This window comes from Arthrobacter sp. MDT1-49-2 (genome assembly GCF_059090185.1).
In genome coordinates this window covers 168,923-186,930 of the sequence record NZ_JBNHFK010000007.1, presented here as the reverse complement: position 1 = coordinate 186,930, position 18,008 = coordinate 168,923, and the positions used below count along the sequence as shown (strand labels likewise).

Annotated in this window: 18 protein-coding genes and 2 tRNA genes; 5 read left to right on the top strand and 15 right to left on the bottom strand. The window is 66.5% G+C overall.

Annotation, left to right across the window (positions count from 1 at the left end; genetic code table 11):
* Positions 1-15 precede the first annotated feature (15 nt).
* Together AC5RTS_RS11545 and AC5RTS_RS11540 are read left to right on the top strand one after the other, a co-directional pair.
* Positions 16-1,110, top strand: a complete 1,095-nt coding sequence (locus AC5RTS_RS11545; RefSeq protein WP_493992165.1) for an FUSC family protein — start codon at positions 16-18, stop codon at positions 1,108-1,110.
* Positions 1,111-1,325: 215 nt separating this feature from the next.
* The gene (locus AC5RTS_RS11540) at positions 1,326-1,826 is read left to right on the top strand and encodes a hypothetical protein (RefSeq protein ID WP_493992164.1); all 501 of its coding nucleotides are present in this window, start codon (positions 1,326-1,328) and stop codon (positions 1,824-1,826) included.
* Between the two features lie 27 nt (positions 1,827-1,853).
* Here AC5RTS_RS11540 and AC5RTS_RS11535 read toward each other — a convergent pair whose 3' ends face one another.
* Entirely contained in the window at positions 1,854-2,927 is a 1,074-nt protein-coding gene (locus AC5RTS_RS11535) for an App1 family protein phosphatidate phosphatase (protein ID WP_493992163.1), read from the bottom strand.
* Between the two features lie 61 nt (positions 2,928-2,988).
* Positions 2,989-4,086, bottom strand: a complete 1,098-nt coding sequence (locus tag AC5RTS_RS11530) for a fatty acid desaturase family protein (protein ID WP_493992162.1) — start codon at positions 4,084-4,086, stop codon at positions 2,989-2,991.
* Between the two features lie 218 nt (positions 4,087-4,304).
* Between AC5RTS_RS11530 and AC5RTS_RS11525 the strand changes: the two genes are divergently transcribed.
* The 3 genes from AC5RTS_RS11525 (at position 4,305) to AC5RTS_RS11515 (ending at position 7,731) form a co-directional block, all read left to right on the top strand.
* A complete protein-coding gene (locus tag AC5RTS_RS11525; RefSeq protein WP_493992161.1) occupies positions 4,305-5,582 on the top strand; it encodes an amino acid deaminase/aldolase in 1,278 nt (425 codons plus the stop codon).
* On the top strand, positions 5,579-6,880 hold the full coding sequence (locus tag AC5RTS_RS11520) for a D-arabinono-1,4-lactone oxidase (protein WP_493992160.1): 1,302 nt from the start codon (positions 5,579-5,581) through the stop codon (positions 6,878-6,880). Before AC5RTS_RS11525 ends, AC5RTS_RS11520 begins: the two co-directional genes overlap by 4 nt.
* An 86-nt stretch (positions 6,881-6,966) precedes the next feature.
* Positions 6,967-7,731 carry a lysoplasmalogenase family protein gene (locus AC5RTS_RS11515; RefSeq protein WP_493992159.1) on the top strand — a complete coding sequence of 255 codons (765 nt, stop codon included), beginning with the start codon at positions 6,967-6,969 and terminating at the stop codon, positions 7,729-7,731.
* Between the two features lie 51 nt (positions 7,732-7,782).
* Here the strand turns inward: AC5RTS_RS11515 and AC5RTS_RS11510 are convergent, their stop codons facing one another.
* From AC5RTS_RS11510 to proB, 13 genes are all read right to left on the bottom strand, one after another.
* The gene (locus tag AC5RTS_RS11510; protein ID WP_493992158.1) at positions 7,783-8,682 is read right to left on the bottom strand and encodes an NUDIX domain-containing protein; all 900 of its coding nucleotides are present in this window, start codon (positions 8,680-8,682) and stop codon (positions 7,783-7,785) included.
* 67 nt (positions 8,683-8,749) lie between these two features.
* Positions 8,750-9,493 carry an NUDIX hydrolase gene (locus AC5RTS_RS11505; RefSeq protein WP_493992157.1) on the bottom strand — a complete coding sequence of 248 codons (744 nt, stop codon included), beginning with the start codon at positions 9,491-9,493 and terminating at the stop codon, positions 8,750-8,752.
* A complete protein-coding gene (locus AC5RTS_RS11500) occupies positions 9,493-10,599 on the bottom strand; it encodes an AAA family ATPase (protein WP_493992156.1) in 1,107 nt (368 codons plus the stop codon). The genes AC5RTS_RS11505 and AC5RTS_RS11500 overlap by 1 nt, the downstream gene beginning before the upstream one ends.
* The gene (pnuC, locus tag AC5RTS_RS11495; RefSeq protein WP_493992155.1) at positions 10,596-11,282 is read right to left on the bottom strand and encodes a nicotinamide riboside transporter PnuC; all 687 of its coding nucleotides are present in this window, start codon (positions 11,280-11,282) and stop codon (positions 10,596-10,598) included. Before pnuC ends, AC5RTS_RS11500 begins: the two co-directional genes overlap by 4 nt.
* Before the next feature lie 162 nt (positions 11,283-11,444).
* Positions 11,445-11,520, bottom strand: a tRNA-Ala gene (locus AC5RTS_RS11490).
* Positions 11,521-11,587: 67 nt separating this feature from the next.
* A tRNA-Ala gene (locus AC5RTS_RS11485) sits at positions 11,588-11,663 on the bottom strand.
* Positions 11,664-11,790: 127 nt separating this feature from the next.
* A complete protein-coding gene (locus tag AC5RTS_RS11480) occupies positions 11,791-12,474 on the bottom strand; it encodes a histidine phosphatase family protein (protein WP_493992154.1) in 684 nt (227 codons plus the stop codon).
* 9 nt (positions 12,475-12,483) lie between these two features.
* Positions 12,484-12,864 carry a ribosome silencing factor gene (gene rsfS / locus AC5RTS_RS11475; protein WP_493992153.1) on the bottom strand — a complete coding sequence of 127 codons (381 nt, stop codon included), beginning with the start codon at positions 12,862-12,864 and terminating at the stop codon, positions 12,484-12,486.
* A gap of 24 nt (positions 12,865-12,888) precedes the next feature.
* A complete protein-coding gene (locus tag AC5RTS_RS11470) occupies positions 12,889-14,301 on the bottom strand; it encodes a hypothetical protein (RefSeq protein WP_493992152.1) in 1,413 nt (470 codons plus the stop codon).
* Positions 14,302-14,325: 24 nt separating this feature from the next.
* Positions 14,326-14,991 carry a nicotinate-nucleotide adenylyltransferase gene (nadD, locus tag AC5RTS_RS11465; protein WP_493992202.1) on the bottom strand — a complete coding sequence of 222 codons (666 nt, stop codon included), beginning with the start codon at positions 14,989-14,991 and terminating at the stop codon, positions 14,326-14,328.
* Between the two features lie 35 nt (positions 14,992-15,026).
* Positions 15,027-15,269 (bottom strand): hypothetical protein, encoded by a 243-nt coding sequence (locus tag AC5RTS_RS11460; protein WP_493992151.1) that lies wholly within the window; start codon positions 15,267-15,269, stop codon positions 15,027-15,029.
* A gap of 130 nt (positions 15,270-15,399) precedes the next feature.
* A complete protein-coding gene (locus AC5RTS_RS11455; protein WP_493992150.1) occupies positions 15,400-16,752 on the bottom strand; it encodes a glutamate-5-semialdehyde dehydrogenase in 1,353 nt (450 codons plus the stop codon).
* The gene (gene proB, locus AC5RTS_RS11450) at positions 16,749-17,963 is read right to left on the bottom strand and encodes a glutamate 5-kinase (protein ID WP_493992149.1); all 1,215 of its coding nucleotides are present in this window, start codon (positions 17,961-17,963) and stop codon (positions 16,749-16,751) included. The genes AC5RTS_RS11455 and proB overlap by 4 nt, the downstream gene beginning before the upstream one ends.
* Positions 17,964-18,008: the final 45 nt, after the last annotated feature.

Here is an 18,008-nt window from a genome sequence, read left to right as displayed (position 1 = left end):
GGCAATACTGACTTAATGACCACCGGCGAACAGTCCCTTTCCAAACGGTCATTCAGTGCCGTTACCAACCGGGTCACCGGATTCCTGCGCTACACGCGCCTTCAGCTCGCGCTGAAGGCAGCCATCGCCGTCGGCATTGCCTGGACCCTCGCCCCGCATGTTCCCGGGGTGGCTTCGCAGTACCCGTACTACGCGCCGCTGGGCGCGCTGGTGAGCATGTATCCCACCGTCTTCGGTTCCCTGCGCACCGGCCTGCAAACCCTGGCCGGGCTGGTGGTGGGCATGGCCCTGGCTCTGGGCGCGCTGCTCTTCGGCACCCCGAACGTGCTGACCATTTCCGTAATCGTGGGACTCGGCGTCCTGCTGGCCGGACTGCCTTATCTGGGTGCCTCCGGCCGGGACTACGTACCGATTGCCGCACTGTTCGTCCTGGTCTTGGGCGGTGATGATCCGGACGGTTATTCCTTCGGCTACACCGTGCAGATGCTGGTTGGAGTCGCCGTCGGGCTGGTGGTCAACGCCACCGTGTTCCCTCCCCTGCACCTGAACGGCGTCGTGAACGGACTCGTGTCGCTGCGCCGGTCCCTCGCCAGGCAACTGCGGGACATGGGCAGCGCGCTGCAGGAAACCTGGCCGCCGGAACATGAGGAATGGTCCCGGCGCGAAAGCGAACTGGACAGCCTTGCCGGCGAGGTCCGGGAAGCCGTGGAACTGGCCGACAGCAGCCGGCACGGGAACATCCGCAGCCGCAAATACCGGCGCGACTTCGACGCCGACTACCGCGCCCTGCGGGCGATGGAACGCGCAACAGCCCACGTCAAGGACATGACCGATGTGCTGACCGACGCCATCTGGCGCAACCCGGAGAACGTGGCAGTGCCCGCCACCCTGTCGGAGCCGCTGGCCAAGGCCGTGACGGCGTGCGCGGAAGCCGTGGAGGTCTGGGACCCCGAAAGCGAGGAGCACGCTGCGGCAACCAAGGCCCTGGTAGAGCTGGTGCGCCTGGTCAACACCTCGGGTTCCGCTGACAGCCCGGTCGATGCCACTGCGGCAATGGCCATGGACCTCCGCCGGATCCTGCGGGTCATCGCTACGGTGGCCGAAGGGTAAGTTGCGGGACAATTCCGTCTCCGCCGTAATCCCGCGGCGGCACTGGGAAGGACGCCCCTCGGAAACCCTGCGTCCGCAGGCAACGGTTGACACTTTTCCGCATAGTGGCAGACTCGCACTACATAGTGGAAAGTAAATGCACCATCCGTTGGGGTCGGCCGCCCGGGAACCCGGGCAGACATTCATGGTGGGCCTCCCGATACAGGGGGAACCAAATGCCAGCGAAAATACACACGAGTACCGGCACGATATTCGCCGCCATGGCAGTGACCGTCATGGCCGTCTCCGGATGTTCCGGAATGGAGACAGACACCCGTTCCAAGGACGCCGCCGCCACTGAAGTCCCGGTGACAGAGCAAACCCGATCGGTGACAGGTACTCCTGCCCCGGACAGGGGCCCGCTCGTCACCCGGATCGAAACCAACGAAGACGGCGCACCCGGCTCCCTGACAGTCGAGGGACTCACCACGGATGCTGAGGCCCTCGAGTTCGAAGTGGCATGCGACCGGGAGGACAGCATCAGGGTAGAGGTTGCGCGGATCGGTTTTGTGGAGATGACCTGCCCCATGGATAACGGCCTGAGCCACACCACCACCCTGGACATCAGCGGCTTGGAACAGGACATGGGGACGGGTGAGCGGAAGCTGCAGATTACGGCCACCGGAACCGAAGGCACGGTGTGGGAACTGACGGTCACCAAGGCGGACCTGGCCTGACGCCGCGGCGGCCCGGGGCCGTCCGTCCTACTCGGTCCCGGTGAGCAGCCCCAGCTCGGCCAGCTGCCGTGACATTCCGGCCCCGTCCGGGGCGTAGATCCACGGCACGTCAACCGGGGTCTCGCCCGGACGGCCGGTCCGGCCGCCGGCCAGGACTGCTTCCCCGGCCGACAGCTGGCGGATGGCAATAGCGCGCACCTTGTCGGGATGCTCCTGCGCGAACGCGGCGTAGATCTCTTCATCATGCTGGCCGTTATCGCCGATCAGCAGCCACTTAACGTCCGGGAACTCCTCCGCCAGGCGGGCCAGCTGGGTCCGCTTGTGCGCCTGGCCGCTGCGGAACCAGCGGTCGGTGGTGGGACCCCAATCCGTGAGCAGGAGGGGCCCGGCCGGGTAAAGGTTCCGTGTGATGAACCGGGTCAGTGTCGCCGCCACGTTCCATGCTCCGGTGGAGAGGTAAAAGACCGGACCCACAGGATTCTCTCGGGCCAGGCGGTCCATCATCACGGCCATGCCCGGGGTGGGGGTGCGTGCGTGTTCATCCAGTACGAAGGTATTCCAGGCCGCCAGCATGGGCCGCGGCAGGGCGGTGACCATGATGGTGTCGTCAATGTCGGAAACCACGCCCACCTTGGTGTCCGGATGCACCACATAGACCGGCGCCACCGTCGCCTCTCCGTCCTCGGACTGAAGGGTCACGGTGGTCCAGCCGGGCTCCATCTGCGCGGGCAGGACAACATCGACGACTCCGCCGCGGTCCGCGGTGACGACGTGTTTGCTGTCTCCTACCTGAACGGTGACGGTGGCTTTATTGACCGGAGGGCTCATGAAGTTGCGCCAGCCCCGGATACCGTCGGCAATCGCCTTGGACGCCATGGACTTTTCATTTCCGCGGAAATATCCGGGCTTGGCCAGGATCACGCGGCCCAGCACCCGTACCCAGGTGGTGGAACCGTAGCCGGTGAACGGCAGGACGGTCTGTACATCCCCGCGCTTTCGGGCATGCTCCTCGCGCCACGCGTGCAGCGAATCCTCCATGCGCATACCGAGATGGGCCACCGGGGTTTTTCCGGTGGACTGGTCCGAGGTGTTGTGTGCCATTTTCCCAGTCTGTCAGAAACGGGCGGCCGCCGTTTCCGGCGGCCGCATTGGCTTTCCTGCGCTAGACGCGGTATTTCGCCGTGACCGGGCAGTCGAACGGATCCCGGGCGGAAAGGCCCACCCGGTTCAGATACTTCACCACAATCCCGTAGGACTGCAGCAGGGTGGTTTCCGTATAGGGAATGGAGTGCTTGGCACAGTGTTCCTTGACCAGTTCACTGGCCCGGGCCAGGTGCGGCCGGGGCATGCTGGGGAACAGGTGGTGCTCCACCTGGTAGTTCAGCCCGCCCATCAGGCTGTTCATGCCTCGGCCCACAATGTTGCGCGAGGTCAGTACCTGCCGGCTGAGGAAGTCCACCTTGGAATCCTTCGGAATGATCGGCATGCCCTTATGGTTCGGGGCGAAGGAAGCTCCCATGTACACGCCGAAAACGGCCATCTGAACGCCGATGAACGCAAACGCCATGCCCACCGGAAGGAAGAAGAAAACAGCGCCCAGGTAGAGGCCCAGCCGCAGCAGGACAACGGTGATCTCTCCGACGCGGCCCTTGACCGCGTGCTTGGAGAACAGGTGCCGGAGGGAGGTGGCGTGCAGGTTGATGCCTTCAAACATCAGGATCGGGAAGAACAGCCATCCCTGCCGGCGGGCAAACCAGGCCATAAAGCCCTTTTGCCGGGCCGCCTGCTCGGGCAGGAAGGAAATGGTGTCCATCTCGATATCCGGATCCTTGCCCACGGTATTCGGGTTGGCATGGTGCCTGCTGTGCTTATTCATCCACCACTGGTAGCTGATACCCACCACTGCGTTGGCCAGGAACCTGCCTGCCCGGTCATTGGCCGGGCCGGATTCGAACACCTGGCGGTGCGAGGCCTCGTGCGAAATGAAAGCGAGCTGGGTCAGGAGAATGCCCAGTGCGGCGGCGATCAGCAGCTGGAACCAGCTTTCTCCAATGAAGAACGATCCCGTGGCCGCGGCAATAAGCCCGGCGAACAGGAACACGGCGGTGGTGATATAGAAAGACCGCCGGCGTTTCAGCAGGCCCTCGTCACGGACGGCTTTGAGCAGTCCGGAATAGGTGCTGGTGATACTGGTCCGGCGGGGCTTCTTTTCACTGGGTTCTTCATTTACGGCTGCAGTGGGGGGTGCGGTTATGCTCATTCGGCCTTCTGGTCGTCTGCGACTTCCCAGCCGATGTATCGAACGGATTCGTTCTATAGATGTGACCACCCTAACCCGGATTGCTGGTGTTTCGCTGTGACCTTTCCGTTATCCGCGTCCCTTCTTGACTTCGCGCACGTCCGCGTGGTCGTTATCCGCGCCGGGGGAAAGCGCGTTTAGGCTGTTCCAAACTGTTCCGGACGGAGGAGGACCTGAGCATGGGCGGCGATGTCAGCGCAGGAGGCGGAGTGCGGCTTTTTCCGCCCCCGGCGCACGGAAGCAGCAGCACACACCGGCCCTGGCTGGATCCTGCAGCGTACTGGCCTTCCCTCGCCGATGCGACAGCCGGGCTTCCGGCCCCCGTGGCGGTGCTGGGGATGGAGGCTTTGCGGTTTAATGCGGCTGACCTGCTCCGGCGCGCCGACGGTGTCCCGCTCAGGATCGCCAGCAAATCGCTGCGTGTCCGCGGCGTGATTGAGTCCCTGCTGCACTATCCGGGGTTCCGCGGCGTATTTGCCTACACGCTGGCGGAGGCGTTGTGGCTGGCGGAGACCTGCGACGACGTCCTGGTGGGCTACCCCAGCACGGACCGTGCTTCGCTCAGTCTCCTGCTGGGAGATGAACGGCTCACTGCCCGGGTGACGCTGATGGTGGATGATGAAGCCCAGCTGGATCTGGTGGATTCGATGGTTCCGCCGGGGCGGCGCCCGCCCGTGCGGATTTGCCTGGATGCGGACGCCTCCTGGCGTGCCCCGCTCCTGGGCTTTGTCGGGACCCACCGCTCGCCCCTGCACCGCCCGGACGACGCCGTCGGGCTGGGGGCCCGGATAGCGGAGCGTCCGGGTTTTCAGCTGGTGGGCCTGATGATGTACGAAGCGCAGGTCGCCGGAGTGGGCGACGCGGTGCCCGGTGCCCGGCCGGTGAATGCCCTGATGCGCCGCATCCAGTCCCGGTCCATGGCGGAGCTGGCCGTGCGGCGCAGCCTGATCGCCCGCCGGCTGCGGGAGCTGGCCGATCTGGAATTCGTCAACGGCGGCGGTACCGGCTCGGTGGATGCAACGCGCCGGGATTCATCGGTCACCGAAATCACCGCGGGATCCGGGCTTTTCGCCGGGCACCTCTTTGATACCTACCGTTCCTTCTCCCCCGCCCCCGCGGCAGCCTACGCGTTCGACGTCGTGCGCCGGCCCGCGCCGGACACGGCCACGGTATTGGGCGGAGGGTGGATCGGTTCCGGACCCCCGGGTGCATCACGCGTCCCGACGCCCGTCTGGCCCCGCGGACTGCGCCTGCTGCCGCGTGAAGGGGCGGGCGAAGTACAGACCCCCCTCCGCGGCGACGAGGCACGGTCCCTGCGTCCCGGGGACCGGGTCTGGTTCCGCCATGCCAAGAGCGGCGAGCCGGCCGAACACGTCAACGAATACCATCTGGTGGAGGCCGGAGAAGTGGTGGGCGTGCTGCCCACCTACCGCGGCGAGGGAAAGGCGTTCCTGTGAGCAGGCGCGAGTGGCGAAACTGGGGACGGAACATCACCGTTTCCCCGCTGAGAGTGGAGCACCCCGCCGGAACGGCTGACGTGCAGCGCAGCGTGGCGCGGGCATCAGCGGCCGGGCTGCGGGTGAAGGCGGTGGGAGCCGGACACAGTTTTACGGACATAGCAGCCGCCGACGGAGTTCAGCTAAACCTGGACCGGTTGCAGGGACTGGTCAGCGCGGACACCGGCACGGGCAGGGTACGGCTGCGGGCCGGCACCCGGCTGCACCAGGTCCCGGCATTGCTGGCGCCCTACGGGCTGGCCATGCCGAATCTCGGCGACATTGATCGGCAATCGCTCGCCGGTGCCATTTCCACCGGCACGCACGGCACCGGTTCGGCGTTCGGCGGACTCGCCACCCAGGTCTCCGGACTGACCCTGGTACAGCCCGACGGCGGCCTGCTGACGCTGGACCGCGGCGATCCTCTGCTTCCGGCCGCCGCACTGGGACTGGGGGCACTGGGGGTGATCACCGAGGTGACCCTGCAGTGTGTCCCTGCCTTTGTGCTCCGCGCCGAAGAACGGTCCGAACCATTGGCGGAAGTCCTGGCGGGGCTTGCGGACCGGGTCAAAGCGGCAGACCATTTCGAGTTTTATTGGTTTCCGCACACAGACCGAGCAGCCACCAAAACCAACACCCGGCTGCCCGGCACAGCACAGCGCAGGCCGCTGTCCCCCGCCGCCCGGTGGCTGGATGAGACCCTGCTCTCCAACACCGTCTTCCGTGCCACCTGCACTGCGGGCCGCGCAGCGCCGGCAGTCATCCCGGCAGTGAACCGCGCGGCCGCCCGGCTGCTGGGCGGCCGGGACTATGCGGACGCGTCAAACCGGGTATTTACGCAGCGGCGCACCGTGCGGTTCCGGGAAATGGAGTACGCCCTGCCCGCAACCCGGCTGGAGGCGGCCTTCACGGCTCTGCAGCGGCTGGTCCGCGAGCGCCGGTGGCGGATTTCGTTTCCGGTGGAAGTCCGCTGGGCGGCCGCCGATGACCTGTGGCTGTCCACTGCCCACGGCCGCGACACGGCCTATATTGCCGTACACCGGTATTACCGGGAGGACTACCGGGAATACTTCGACGCCGTGGAAGAGGTCATGCTGGCCCACGGAGGGCGGCCCCATTGGGGCAAGCTGCATTCACTTGCCGCGCCGGCCCTGGCCGGACGGTATCCTCGCTTCACGGATTTCCTGACCGTCCGGGACCGGATGGATCCGGACCGGGTTTTTGCCAACGCCTATCTCGACCGGGTGCTGGGGCCCTGACGCGCAGCGTCTGGAACCGCGCCGCCTGCCCGGCATTCGGCAGCACGCCGCCTAGGATGGGGGCAGCCCGAGCCAAAGGAAATTTCATGACATCAATGCCCCTCGCTGACCGGACCCCTTCCCGCGCCCGGGGATGGTGGTGGGGTTTCCTGCCGTTTATTGTCCTTTCCGTGATCCATGTGGGAGCGCGGTTCGCCGGGGCAGCCGAAATAGCAGATCCGACCAAGCTGACCCTGATGCCGTTGCTGGCCGTCGCCGCACTATGGGGCTTCCGGACGCTGGGGACGCATGGAAGCCGCTCTGTCGCGGTGCCGGCAGCCCTGCTGCTGGCGGCCTTGCTGTTCTCCTGGTTCGGGGATGGCGCGGCAACCTTTTTCCCCTTTGCCCCGGAACTTCCGGTAATGCTCGCTTCCTTCGGCATCGCCCATATCTGCTACATCTGGCTCATGGCCCGATACGTCGCAGACCGGCCCTTCCCCCGCTGGGCCCTGGTGTTTCCGCTGTGGTGGGTAGCCATGCTGGCGGCACTGTGGCCGGCCCTCGGCTCCCTGGCGTCGGCCGTGGCAGCGTACGGAATCGTGCTGGCCGGAACGGCGGCGACGGCGGCCCGCTGCGGCTGGGTGGTTGCGTCCGGCGGACTCCTGTTCCTGGCCTCGGATACCATCCTGTCCTTCCGGATCTTCATGCCGGAGGCAATGCCGGAGTGGACCAGCGGCATGGTCATGCTGACGTACTGCGCCGGACAGGCCCTCCTCGTGGCTGGAATCCTGCTGCGCGGCACCGCGCGGAGAACCGCTGCCGGGCAGCAGCCAGGCATGGTTTCCCGCCCCGCGGGGACCGCACGCCGGTAGCCTGTTGGCCGTTCGCCGGTGAGAACGATCACCGGTGCCCAAGGACGTCCGCTAGTACCCGAGCAGTTCGCGAAACAGGCCCGCACCGATGACCGTCGCGCCCGCCCCGCGGCTGCGTCCGGCCAGTTCCCGGTCGCTGGTGGCCACCGTGACACGGTGTCCGCCGGCGGCCAGCTCCTTGGCCAGCAGGGCTACGGCGTCATCGCCGGATCCCTGTGCCCGGACCACCCGGACCGGCAGCTCCGGCTCGGCCACCGCACGCGCCTCCCCTTCCACCACCACCACGAACTCGGGGAACCAGAGTTCTTCCGCGAGTCCCAGTACCGGTCCCGGCATCCCGCGCGCCTGCATGTCCCCGACCGCGGCCAGCAACCGGGCGGCAGCGCCGGCACGATCCTTCCACCATCCGTCCGGGACCGAGCCGATGACGTTTGCTGCGTCCACCACCACGACCGGCCGGATCTGAAGCAGGGCCCGCAGACGCGGCCAGGACCGTGCGAACCCCGGGTGCAGGGGGAAGGACGTCACCTGCGGCACCGGCACCCACTCCAGGGCCAGGCTCTCGGGATCGCTGATCACCGGTTCGAAGGCCTGCACCACGTCCCCCAGCAGCGTGGAGTACGTCCAGACACCGAGGTCCAGGACGCTCATCATCCGCGGCCGGATCGACGCCGGCGGCACTCCGGCTTCTTCCGCGGCCTCACGCAAAGCAGCAGCCGGCGCGGATTCGTTCCTGTGTCTGGCGCCTCCGGGCAGCGCCCAGGTTCCGCCGTGATGGCTCCAGCCTGCCCGGTGCTGGAGCAGGACTCCGCGCTGCGGATCAAAGGCAAGCAGCCCCGCCGCGCCGAACCGGCCCCAATAGCGCTGGCCGTCCGGCGCCGTCGTCCAGGCATCACCTGAATCCCGCTGCGACGGGCCCCGTCCGCTCGGCACAGAAGGTCCATTGCTCATGCGCCCAGCCTGCCATAACCCGCCCCTCAACGGCTGCCGTTCGGGGGCTTCCGGACAGGGGCTGCGACTAGGTCTCCCGCACGGGCCGGACCAGGGGCGGGCTCAGGTGCTCGTCCGCAACGGTGTAGACCGTGGCCGGTGCACCCTTGGCCCGGGGAGCCTTGCGCCCGGTATCGTGCAGCGCGCCCGTCATTTTCCGGGTGAAGTTCCCGGGATCGAGCTTGGGGACGTTCCACACGGCCTGATAGACGCGGCGCAGCTGATTCAGGGTGAACTCCTCCGGCAGCAGTTTTGCGCCGGTCAGCGTGTACTCGATTTTTCCGGCCAGGCGTTCCGCGGCCGCCGAGAGGATGTCCTGGTGGTCGAAGGCCGGCTTTTCGTTGGCGAGCACCCCGTACGCCGGCATCCACTGCGCAGTTGCGGTTTCCGTTCCGGCACTCAGAACCGGCAGCGTCCTGCCGTCGGTTGCCAGCAGGGTCAGGTGCGCAACCGACACCACGCGCATACGCGGGTCCCGCCGGGGCGAACTGAAGGTTGCGAGCTGCTCAACGTGGGCGCGGTGCTCCCCCAGGTCCAGGCCGGTCTTTTCCCGCAGCACGCGCCAGGCTGCCTCCAGGGCATCTTCCTCCGGCCCCACAAACCCCCCGGGCAGGGCCAGGGCTCCCTGCCATGGCCGGCCGTCGCGGCGGACCATCGCCGTGTACAGCGTTCCCTGGGCGACGGCGAACACCACCAGGTCCACGGCCAGGGCAACCGACGGGTAGGCCCGCGGGTCGTAATCCTTCAGGAACCGGTCTTCTTCGTTCGACATCAGACTCCCGCCAGTACCGTGCGGGTGGCCCACGGCGGGGACGTGAACCGGTTCCGCTCCTCGATGATCAGATCAATGATCCGGACGGCCGTAGCCAGGCGTTCGGCATGGTCTCCCGAAACCAGGATCCACGAATGTCCGGCCGCGGTCAGCTCTTCCTTGAACCACTCCGTCATCTCTTCCCGGGGGTGCTCGGCTTCCCGCCACCCGTCGTCCTCGAAGGCAACGCCGTCGTGGTCCGTGATGAGGTACAGGTCGCGCCGGGGCAGCTGCTCGACGGCGTGGTAGGAGCCGTAGCTCTGTTCGCCAATGTAGACACGTTCAAACAGCGCGGTGGTGATGACGTCGGTGTCGGCGATGACCAGGGGGCACCGGGCCGCTGCGTCATTTTCCAGCTGGTTCTGGCGTTCACCGATATGGGCAAAGTCCCCGGCAGTCCAAACCATGTCGGAAAGCCCTGCCCCGGGCTTGGCAGCCTGTGTCGCGGCGAACTTGTCATAGGTGTACTGCCGGCCGTATTCCGGAACGTCGGCAATCCCGGGATAGCGGGGGCGGTAGTGCGCCGTCAGGGCACGGGCAAGGGTGGTGGTGCCGGTGGACTGTGCTCCAACCACGATGATCCGCACGGCCAGGTCCTGCCGGGCGGGTTCGATGATGCCGGGCCAGGCGGCCGCAAGGTCATCGCGGCAGAGCGTGCCGCTGACCGGGTGGGTACTGCGGGAAGGATCCACCGGCACATGGACGGCGTCGAAGTCCCCGGCGAGCTGCCCGCCGTACTCCTCCGAGCTGAAGACCGCATCCACCGAGGTGATGCCGTGCATCTTCAGGGCCAGCCGAAGCGACTCGTTGTGGGCCTTCCACATGGCCGCCGAGGAATAGTCCACAGGGGCGTCGTCGGGCATCCCGATGACACTGACGTTTGTCGAGTCGAATTCGGCGGCGAGCCACTTCACCCGGTCCTCAATGCTGATGCTCTCAAACCGGCTGCCCAGCACCACGACGGCCAGCCGGACTGACTGCTCCGCAGCCCGGGCGATCAGGTGCCTGTGACCGGCGTGGGGCGGATAGAACTTGCCGATAACGACGCCTTGCCCAAAGCGGTTCATGCCGGAACCCTTCCCGCAGCGGCGGCAGGGGCCGCCGCATTGCGTGTGCGCTTCCAATCAATGAGCCCGTAGATGCAAAGGGCCAGGAAGCCGATGTACAGGATTGCGGTGAGATTCAGGCCCCGGGAGAAGTACAACGGAATACTGACCAGGTCGATGACAATCCAGGCGTACCAGTGCTGGAAGATCTTTTTGGCCTGCCCGTAGGTTGCCAGAAGCGATGCGGCGAGGACAAAGGCATCGGGCCAGGGAACCTGGGAGTCGGTTCCATGGGTCAGGATCATGGCTATGGCCACCGTGGCCACGGCTACCGCCCCGATCCCGCCGGCAAGCTCTGTCCGGCTGGCGTCCCGGATCGGCAGGTCCCCGGTGGAGTCGGTCTCCCTGGCTCCGCGGACCCAGTTGTACCACCCGTAGACGGAGACCGCAGCGAACACGGCCTGCAGCAGGGTTTCGCCGTAGAGTCCGGCACCGAAGAACAGGATCATAAAGGCCACATTGTTGACGATGCCGATGGGCCAGTTCCACGCCCGCTGCCGCGCGACGCCGTAGACACAGGCCGCGCCGGTGACAAACCCGATAACTTCTATCCAGCTGACGGGTGCTCCGAGCAGATCCGCTGCCGGGGCGTTCATCCAGTCCAGTAGTGCGTCCATGGCGTCCACGTCCTTATTAATTGTCAATCTGACAATTAATACCCTAGGCCTATGGGGCTGCAACGGGTAGACCAAGGACACGGCAGTTTTATGATTTAGCTCACAGGGCAGGTATCGGCGCCTGTTGTGAAGCGGCTTCCGGGCAATAAAAAAGCCCCACCCGAGGGCGAGGCACTTTCTATGAATATTTGGTGGAGCTGAGGGGACTCGAACCCCTGACCCCCTGCATGCCATGCAGGTGCGCTACCAGCTGCGCCACAGCCCCAATTATTCGGTGTCCGGCAATCCGTTGGATTTCTTCCACCGCAAACCCTCCGGTTTCCCGAAGGTTTTGGTGGAGCTGAGGGGACTCGAACCCCTGACCCCCTGCATGCCATGCAGGTGCGCTACCAGCTGCGCCACAGCCCCAAAAACCTGAGTTGTTTGCCTCACTTTTCCGGTGACCGGGGCGAAGCAACTCCTCTACCTTAGTACAAATCGGCAGGAGCGCAAAATCCAGTCCCGGCCCGGTTTAGCGGGCTGCACGGCGGGCTTTTCAGCCTTCCACCGGTCCGGTGGGAAGGGAGTCCAGACCCACATTGTGCTGGGTCAGGTGCCAGGCGGGACGGCCATGGCGGTCCGGGGTTTCCTGCAGCACCGACCAGTGACAGTTTGAGACCCCGGAGATAACAGCCCAGGATTCGGTGGGCAGCCCGAGCAGGGCACAGATTCCCGCCCGGATGGCTCCCCCGTGGCTCACGGCCACCAGGGTGCCCCCGGCGGGAACTGCCTGTACGGCGTCGTTCACCGCCTCCGCAACGCGCAGGCCGACGTCGACCCGCGTTTCTCCCCCGCCGGCACGGACGCTGCCAACGCCGGCGGACCATGCTGCCAGCATGGCGGCGTCCTGCTCGGCTATCTGGGTGAAGGTTTTTCCTTCCCACTGCCCGGCATAGGTTTCCCGCAGCCGTTTGTCCTGGACGACCGCCGGTTCCGTGTGCTCCGCCAGCGCCAGGGCCGTATTCAGGGCACGGCTCAGGTCGGAGGAGATGATGGCGGCAGGCTGCAGATGGCGCAGCACCTGCGCGGCGTGGGCAGCCTGCCGGGCACCGTCCGGATCCAGGGCAATGTCCTGCTGCCCCTGGAAACGTCCCACCCGGTTCCACTCAGTACGCCCGTGCCGCCAGAAGACGACTCGGCGGGACGCGGACCCGGGGTCCCAGGGGGCAGGAGCACTCATGCTCTGTGCTTACTCTCCGCCCGCGGGGGCGTCTTCCAGCTGGAGGTCAACCTCGGGGCAGTCCTTCCAGAGGCGCTCCAGGGCGTAAAACACCCGGTCCTCCTCATGCTGGACGTGCACGACAACGTTGGCATAGTCCAGGAGCACCCAGCGGCCCTCGCTGCGTCCCTCGCGCCGGACGGGCTTGAGGTCCATCTTGGACAGTTCCTCTTCGATGCCGTCAACGATGGAGTTGACCTGGCGTTCGTTCGAGGCTGAGGCAATGAGGAAAACGTCAGTGATGGCAAGCCGGTCACTGACGTCGATAGCAACAATGTCATCGGCAATCTTGGCCGACGCCGCTTTGGCCGCCGCCCGTGCAATGGCGATGGATGATTCGGTGGCGCTCAAAGTGGTTCTCCTTGGTGTAATCGGTCAGCCGCCAAGGCCGCCGACGATCATTAGTACTCCGACGATCAGGGCAAGTGTGCCCAGACCTGCAACACCGAAAACGGCAAAACGCAGTTTCCGGGTACGGCCGAGTCCGGCCGTCATAACATCAAGTGGGTCCAGGCCGAAGGCGTTGCGGGCACCAACGGGCCGTGCCGCCTCCTCGGACGCGAGCGGCGGATTGACGAGCGCATCGGCGCGGGCCAGGATCCGTGAATGCCGCACATCGGTGGCGTCCGCAGCATTGCGGCGCGGGCTGCCGGCAGGCTGCCGCGCCGGTGCCTTGGCCGGGACCACGGGAAGGGACCGTGCCGGCGGCGCGTCTGCCTTGGGGGTGGATGAGGTGACAACCGGTACGTGCGAGGTGGGCGGTGCCTTCATGACCGGATGTTCCATCCCGGGCACCTTCACAAACTCCAGCGGCGTCACCATGGCCAGGTTGTGCGCCGTCGACGGATCGTTGGAGGACGGCCGCCGCTCCTCGTTTTCCCGGGAGAGTTTCTGCATCGCCTCCGTGCGGCGGTTCAGCACCTTCGCACGCTCGGCCAGGGCCTTCTGCTGCGCCAGTAATTCGAGGTCAACCGCGTGCGGATCGTCGGCCTTCATGGCTTCCATGGCAGCGACCTGGTTACGTGCCTGGCCCTCAAGCGCCTCGCGGGCAGCCAGTGCCTGCTCAACGCTCATGCCGGCAATGTCGGCGTTGGGATCAGCGGTGGCAGCGCCCTCAGCAGACCCGGCGACACCGGACTTTCCGGGGGCGGCGGCGTCTGCCGGGGTTTTTGGTGCGGGGGTAGCCGCCGCAGGGGTGTCGGTTGCCGGAGCGGCCGAGACGGCATTACGGGCACGACGCCGGGATTCGAATCCCTGCGCCGGCTTACCGGGCGTCTTCGGCGAGGTGGTCTGGCCTGCAACGGAGCCGGCCCCTGCCGACACGGTTTCTTCACGCGCTGAGTCAGGGCGGGCGGTGGCGGATCCGGTTTCAGTCTCCGGCCGGACCGTCGCTCCCAGGTTCGGGCCGGTTTCGGCAGCCGGCTCGCGACGCCGTTCACGGCGCGGGTGTGCAGCGCCCCCGGTGGCCGGGGCGGCAGCTGCCTTGGACGTCTCCGGGGCCTCCGCGGAGCGTGCCGGCACGTTCTCAGCCGGAGCCGATGCGGACCCGGCGGAAGCCGCTGCAGCCCGCTGCTGCTGCAGCCGAAGCTGGCGGCGGGTGGGAGGAGCGGTTCCGGAGTCGCTGCGTTCCGCTGTTTCCGCCAGTGCTTTGTAGGCACGCAGAGCTTCCCGGTCGCGGGCTCGCTGCTGGGATTCACGTTCCCGCGGGCCGGCCGGCGAATCAACCGGTGCGTCAGCCGCCCTACGGCTGCGCCTCGGCGCTTCTGCAGACTCTGGACCGTTAGTCATTTCCTACCCATCCGGTATGTATGTTTACGCTACTGGTTCTGTTGTGGTTTCCACGGGGTTTGCCGCCTGTCGGTCAGGGGCATAGAGGCGGTGCTTCGCTATGTACTGAACCACCCCGTCCGGTACGAGATACCAGACCGGCTTGCCCTCGGCCACCCGCCGCCGGCAGTCCGTGGAAGAGATCGCCATGGCAGGGACCTCCATCAGCGAGACATCCTCACGGCCCACGTTCTCCAGCACATGTCCGGGGCGTGTCACGCCTACGAAATGCGCCAGGGACCATAGTTCCTGGATGTCCTTCCAGGACAGGATCTGCGCCATGGCATCAGCGCCGGTGATAAAGAACAGTTCGGCATCCGGCCGGGCTGCCTTCAAATCACGCAGCGTGTCGATCGTGTATGTGGGACCGGGCCTGTCGATGTCCACGCGGCTTACCGTGAACCGGGGATTCGAAGCGGTGGCTACAACGGTCATCAGGTACCGGTGCTCAGCAGGACTGACCTGCTGAGCCACCGGCTTATGCCAGGGTTCTCCCGTGGGGACAAACACAACTTCGTCCAAATCGAACATGGACGCCACTTCGCTGGCCGCGACCAGGTGGCCGTGATGAATCGGATCGAAGGTTCCACCCATCACGCCCAGGCGTACCCTGGGTTTACCGTTCCTGCCGGTGCTCTGCGGTTCACCCATGGGGAAGAACGCCTCCGCTGACTCCACGTGTCAGGTCAGTCCTGGATGGCCTGGCCGTGGTCGTGCTTGTTGGGGAACTGCCGCTGCGGATCTACATGCTCAGCCTCGGCTTCATGCCGGTTGCCGACGTTGCTGAAGGACACCGTGATCAGCATCATCAGCAGGAAGGCCGCGAAGATCACTGCGCCGTAGACGTACGGTGACGCCGGCAGTTCGACGTGGTGTTCTTCGGTCAGTTCCGCAGCAGTAAGCACGGCGCCCGTAAGCTGGATGAGCATGTATCTCCCCTAGAGAGCAGTAGTCGCCGGGTGGCCGGCGGGGTCGGTTTCTTAGTCAATGGTACGCGTAACGCGCTGCACATCGCAGCCGGACGCCGCCGGAGGCCGCCGGAGACGTTCTGCGGGGCTGCTAGGCCCGGGTGTGTCCGTCGCCCTGGATGATCCACTTGGTGGTGGTCAGCTCCTTCAGCCCCATGGGTCCGCGGGCGTGCATTTTCTGCGTGGAGATGCCCACTTCGGCGCCCAGCCCCAGTTCACCGCCGTCGGTAAACCGGGTGGAGGCGTTTACGATGACGGCGGCGGAGTCGATGTCCGCGATAAAACGTTCCGCGTTGGCCAGGTCATTGGTGATGATGGCCTCGGTGTGCCCGGTGGTCCACCGGCGAATATGCTCCAAGGCCTCGTCCATGGTCTCAACCACGGCCACCGCCAGGTCCATATCCATGTATTCCCGACCCCAGTCGCCGTCGTCGGCAGGTTCGGCGGTGACTCCGGCGGGCAGCAGGGCCATGGCACGCGGATCGGCATGGAGGCGAACCCCTGCCCCGGCCAGTGCTGCCAGGACATCGCCGGCTGCCGGTGCATCCTGGTGGATGAGCAGGGTTTCCACCGTGTTGCAGACGCTGGGCCGCTGCGTCTTGGCGTTGAGGAGAATCTCTACCGCCATCTCCACTGGTGCGCTGCGGTCCAGGTAGATGTGGACGTTGCCCTCCCCCGTTTCAATGACGGGGACGGTGGCGTTGGTGACCACGGACTGGATCAGAGACCGTCCGCCGCGCGGGATCAGCACATCCACCCTCCCCCGGGCCTTCATCAGGACGTTGGCGCCTTCGCGCCCGTACCGGTCAACGCTCTGCACCGCGTCCGCGGGCAGGCCTTCGGCCTCCAGCGCGTCGCGGATGATGTCCACCAGCACGGCGTTTGTCGCAGCTGCCGCAGAGCCGCCTCGCAGAATCACGGCGTTGCCGCTCTTGAGCGCCAGACCGGCAATGTCCAGGGTGACGTTGGGGCGGGCCTCGTAGATGGCCGCGACAACACCCATGGGCACGTGCACCTGGCGCAGCCTCAGGCCGTTGGGCAGCGTCTGTCCGCGGGCCACGGAACCGACGGGATCAGGAAGACCGGCAAGGTTTTCCAATGCGCCGACCAGTGCCGTGATCCGTTCCGGGGTGAGGGAAAGCCGGTCCAGCAGTGCCTGGGAGGTGCCGTTCTCCCGGCCGGCGGCAACATCCTTGGCGTTGGCGGCCAGGACCGCTGACTGCCGCTCCTCCACGTTCCGGGCGATCCGCACCAGCGCGCGGTCCTTCCAGGCCCGGTTCGCGCGGGCCAGCTGCCTGGCAGCACTGCGTGACCGGTCGGCCAGGGCGTGGACCTGGGCTTCGATGCCGGCGTCACCGGCCGGAAGGCCGGTATCCGCGGCGCTTCCGGCGGCAGGCAGGTCTCGGTTCGCGGTGTTCACTTCGGATGTGTTCACGGAAGTCATTCCCCCAGTGTAGGTCCGGTACCGGCGTCCGTCTCGGGCTCCGGCTTCTGTTGCTGGCGCAGCAGGACAAGGTCGTTGACGTGCACTACTGCGCGTTCGTAGCCGCGGCCCAGCTCGCGGGACAGCTCCCGGGTGGAGCGGCCCAGCATGGAGGGCAGCTCATCCGAACCGTAGTTGGTCAGGCCGTGGGCGATCACCCGCCCCGCGGCGTCCTGCAGGGCCACCGCGTCACCCGGCTCAAATGACCCGTTGACTGCAATAATCCCGGCCGCGAGCAGTGAGCGGTGCCGGTCCCCCACGGCCCGGGCGGCGCCGTCGTCCAGCACCAGGGTTCCCTGAAGCCGGGCGAGGTGTGCCAGCCACAGCAGGCGGATGGACTGGCGGCGGCCGCGGGTGGTGAACCAGGTTCCCACGTCTTCTCCCGCCAGGGCCGCGGCGGCGTTGGCGGTGGAGGTGACAAGCGCCGGGATGCCGGACTCCGCAGCGATGGTCGCGGCTTCGACCTTGGTGGCCATGCCGCCGGTTCCCACACCGGCCCTGCCGACTCGCCCAATCCGGACGTCGGCCAGGTCCCTGGGCCCGGTGACTTCGGGAATGCGGCGGGCACCCTCGGCGGGCGGACCATCATACAGTGCGTCGACGTCGGACAGCAGGATCAGTGCGTCGGCTTTGACCAGGTGCGCCACGAGGGCAGCGAGGCGGTCATTGTCCCCGAACCGGATCTCGTGGCTGGCAACGGCGTCGTTCTCGTTGACAATCGGCAGCACGCCGAAGTTCAGCAGCCGCTCCATGGCCCGGTGGGCATTGGCATGGTGGGCGCGGCGCATCAGGTCCTCGATGGTAAGCAGCACCTGGCTCACCGTGACCCCATGCCGGCCGAAGGCAGCAGTGTAGCGGGCCATGAGCAGGCCCTGTCCCACGCTCGCGGCGGCCTGCTGCGAGGAAAGCTGGGTGGGGCGTTTACTCAGCCCCAACGGGGCCAGTCCCGCGCTGATGGCACCGGATGAGACAAGGATGATCTCCGTTCCCTGCGCGTGCCGGGCGGAGAGCACATCGGCCAGGGACCGCAGCGCAGTATCGGAGATTCCACCGACCACGGAGGTCAGCGAGGACGAGCCGACCTTGACGACAATGCGGCGGGCACGGGCCAGCCCGGACCGGGAGGTCAGCGCACGGCGGGCAGGAGCGGCGGATTCGGTGTGTTCACTCATATCCTGCCCAGCCTATGCGTTTGCCCCGGCCGCCCGCCGGTGTAT

Bases quoted from the DNA above. Each gene is read 5' to 3' on its own strand.
- AC5RTS_RS11545 (WP_493992165.1), top strand. From the start codon at position 16: ATGACCACCGGCGAACAGTCCCTTTCCAAACGGTCATTCAGTGCCGTT.
- AC5RTS_RS11540 (WP_493992164.1), top strand. From the start codon at position 1,326: ATGCCAGCGAAAATACACACGAGTACCGGCACGATATTCGCCGCCATG.
- AC5RTS_RS11535 (WP_493992163.1), bottom strand. From the start codon at position 2,927: ATGGCACACAACACCTCGGACCAGTCCACCGGAAAAACCCCGGTGGCC.
- AC5RTS_RS11530 (WP_493992162.1), bottom strand. From the start codon at position 4,086: ATGAGCATAACCGCACCCCCCACTGCAGCCGTAAATGAAGAACCCAGT.
- AC5RTS_RS11525 (WP_493992161.1), top strand. From the start codon at position 4,305: ATGGGCGGCGATGTCAGCGCAGGAGGCGGAGTGCGGCTTTTTCCGCCC.
- AC5RTS_RS11515 (WP_493992159.1), top strand. From the start codon at position 6,967: ATGACATCAATGCCCCTCGCTGACCGGACCCCTTCCCGCGCCCGGGGA.
- AC5RTS_RS11510 (WP_493992158.1), bottom strand. From the start codon at position 8,682: ATGAGCAATGGACCTTCTGTGCCGAGCGGACGGGGCCCGTCGCAGCGG.
- AC5RTS_RS11505 (WP_493992157.1), bottom strand. From the start codon at position 9,493: ATGTCGAACGAAGAAGACCGGTTCCTGAAGGATTACGACCCGCGGGCC.
- AC5RTS_RS11500 (WP_493992156.1), bottom strand. From the start codon at position 10,599: ATGAACCGCTTTGGGCAAGGCGTCGTTATCGGCAAGTTCTATCCGCCC.
- AC5RTS_RS11480 (WP_493992154.1), bottom strand. From the start codon at position 12,474: ATGAGTGCTCCTGCCCCCTGGGACCCCGGGTCCGCGTCCCGCCGAGTC.
- AC5RTS_RS11470 (WP_493992152.1), bottom strand. From the start codon at position 14,301: ATGACTAACGGTCCAGAGTCTGCAGAAGCGCCGAGGCGCAGCCGTAGG.
- nadD (WP_493992202.1), bottom strand. From the start codon at position 14,991: ATGGGTGAACCGCAGAGCACCGGCAGGAACGGTAAACCCAGGGTACGC.
- AC5RTS_RS11460 (WP_493992151.1), bottom strand. From the start codon at position 15,269: ATGCTCATCCAGCTTACGGGCGCCGTGCTTACTGCTGCGGAACTGACC.
- AC5RTS_RS11455 (WP_493992150.1), bottom strand. From the start codon at position 16,752: ATGACTTCCGTGAACACATCCGAAGTGAACACCGCGAACCGAGACCTG.
- proB (WP_493992149.1), bottom strand. From the start codon at position 17,963: ATGAGTGAACACACCGAATCCGCCGCTCCTGCCCGCCGTGCGCTGACC.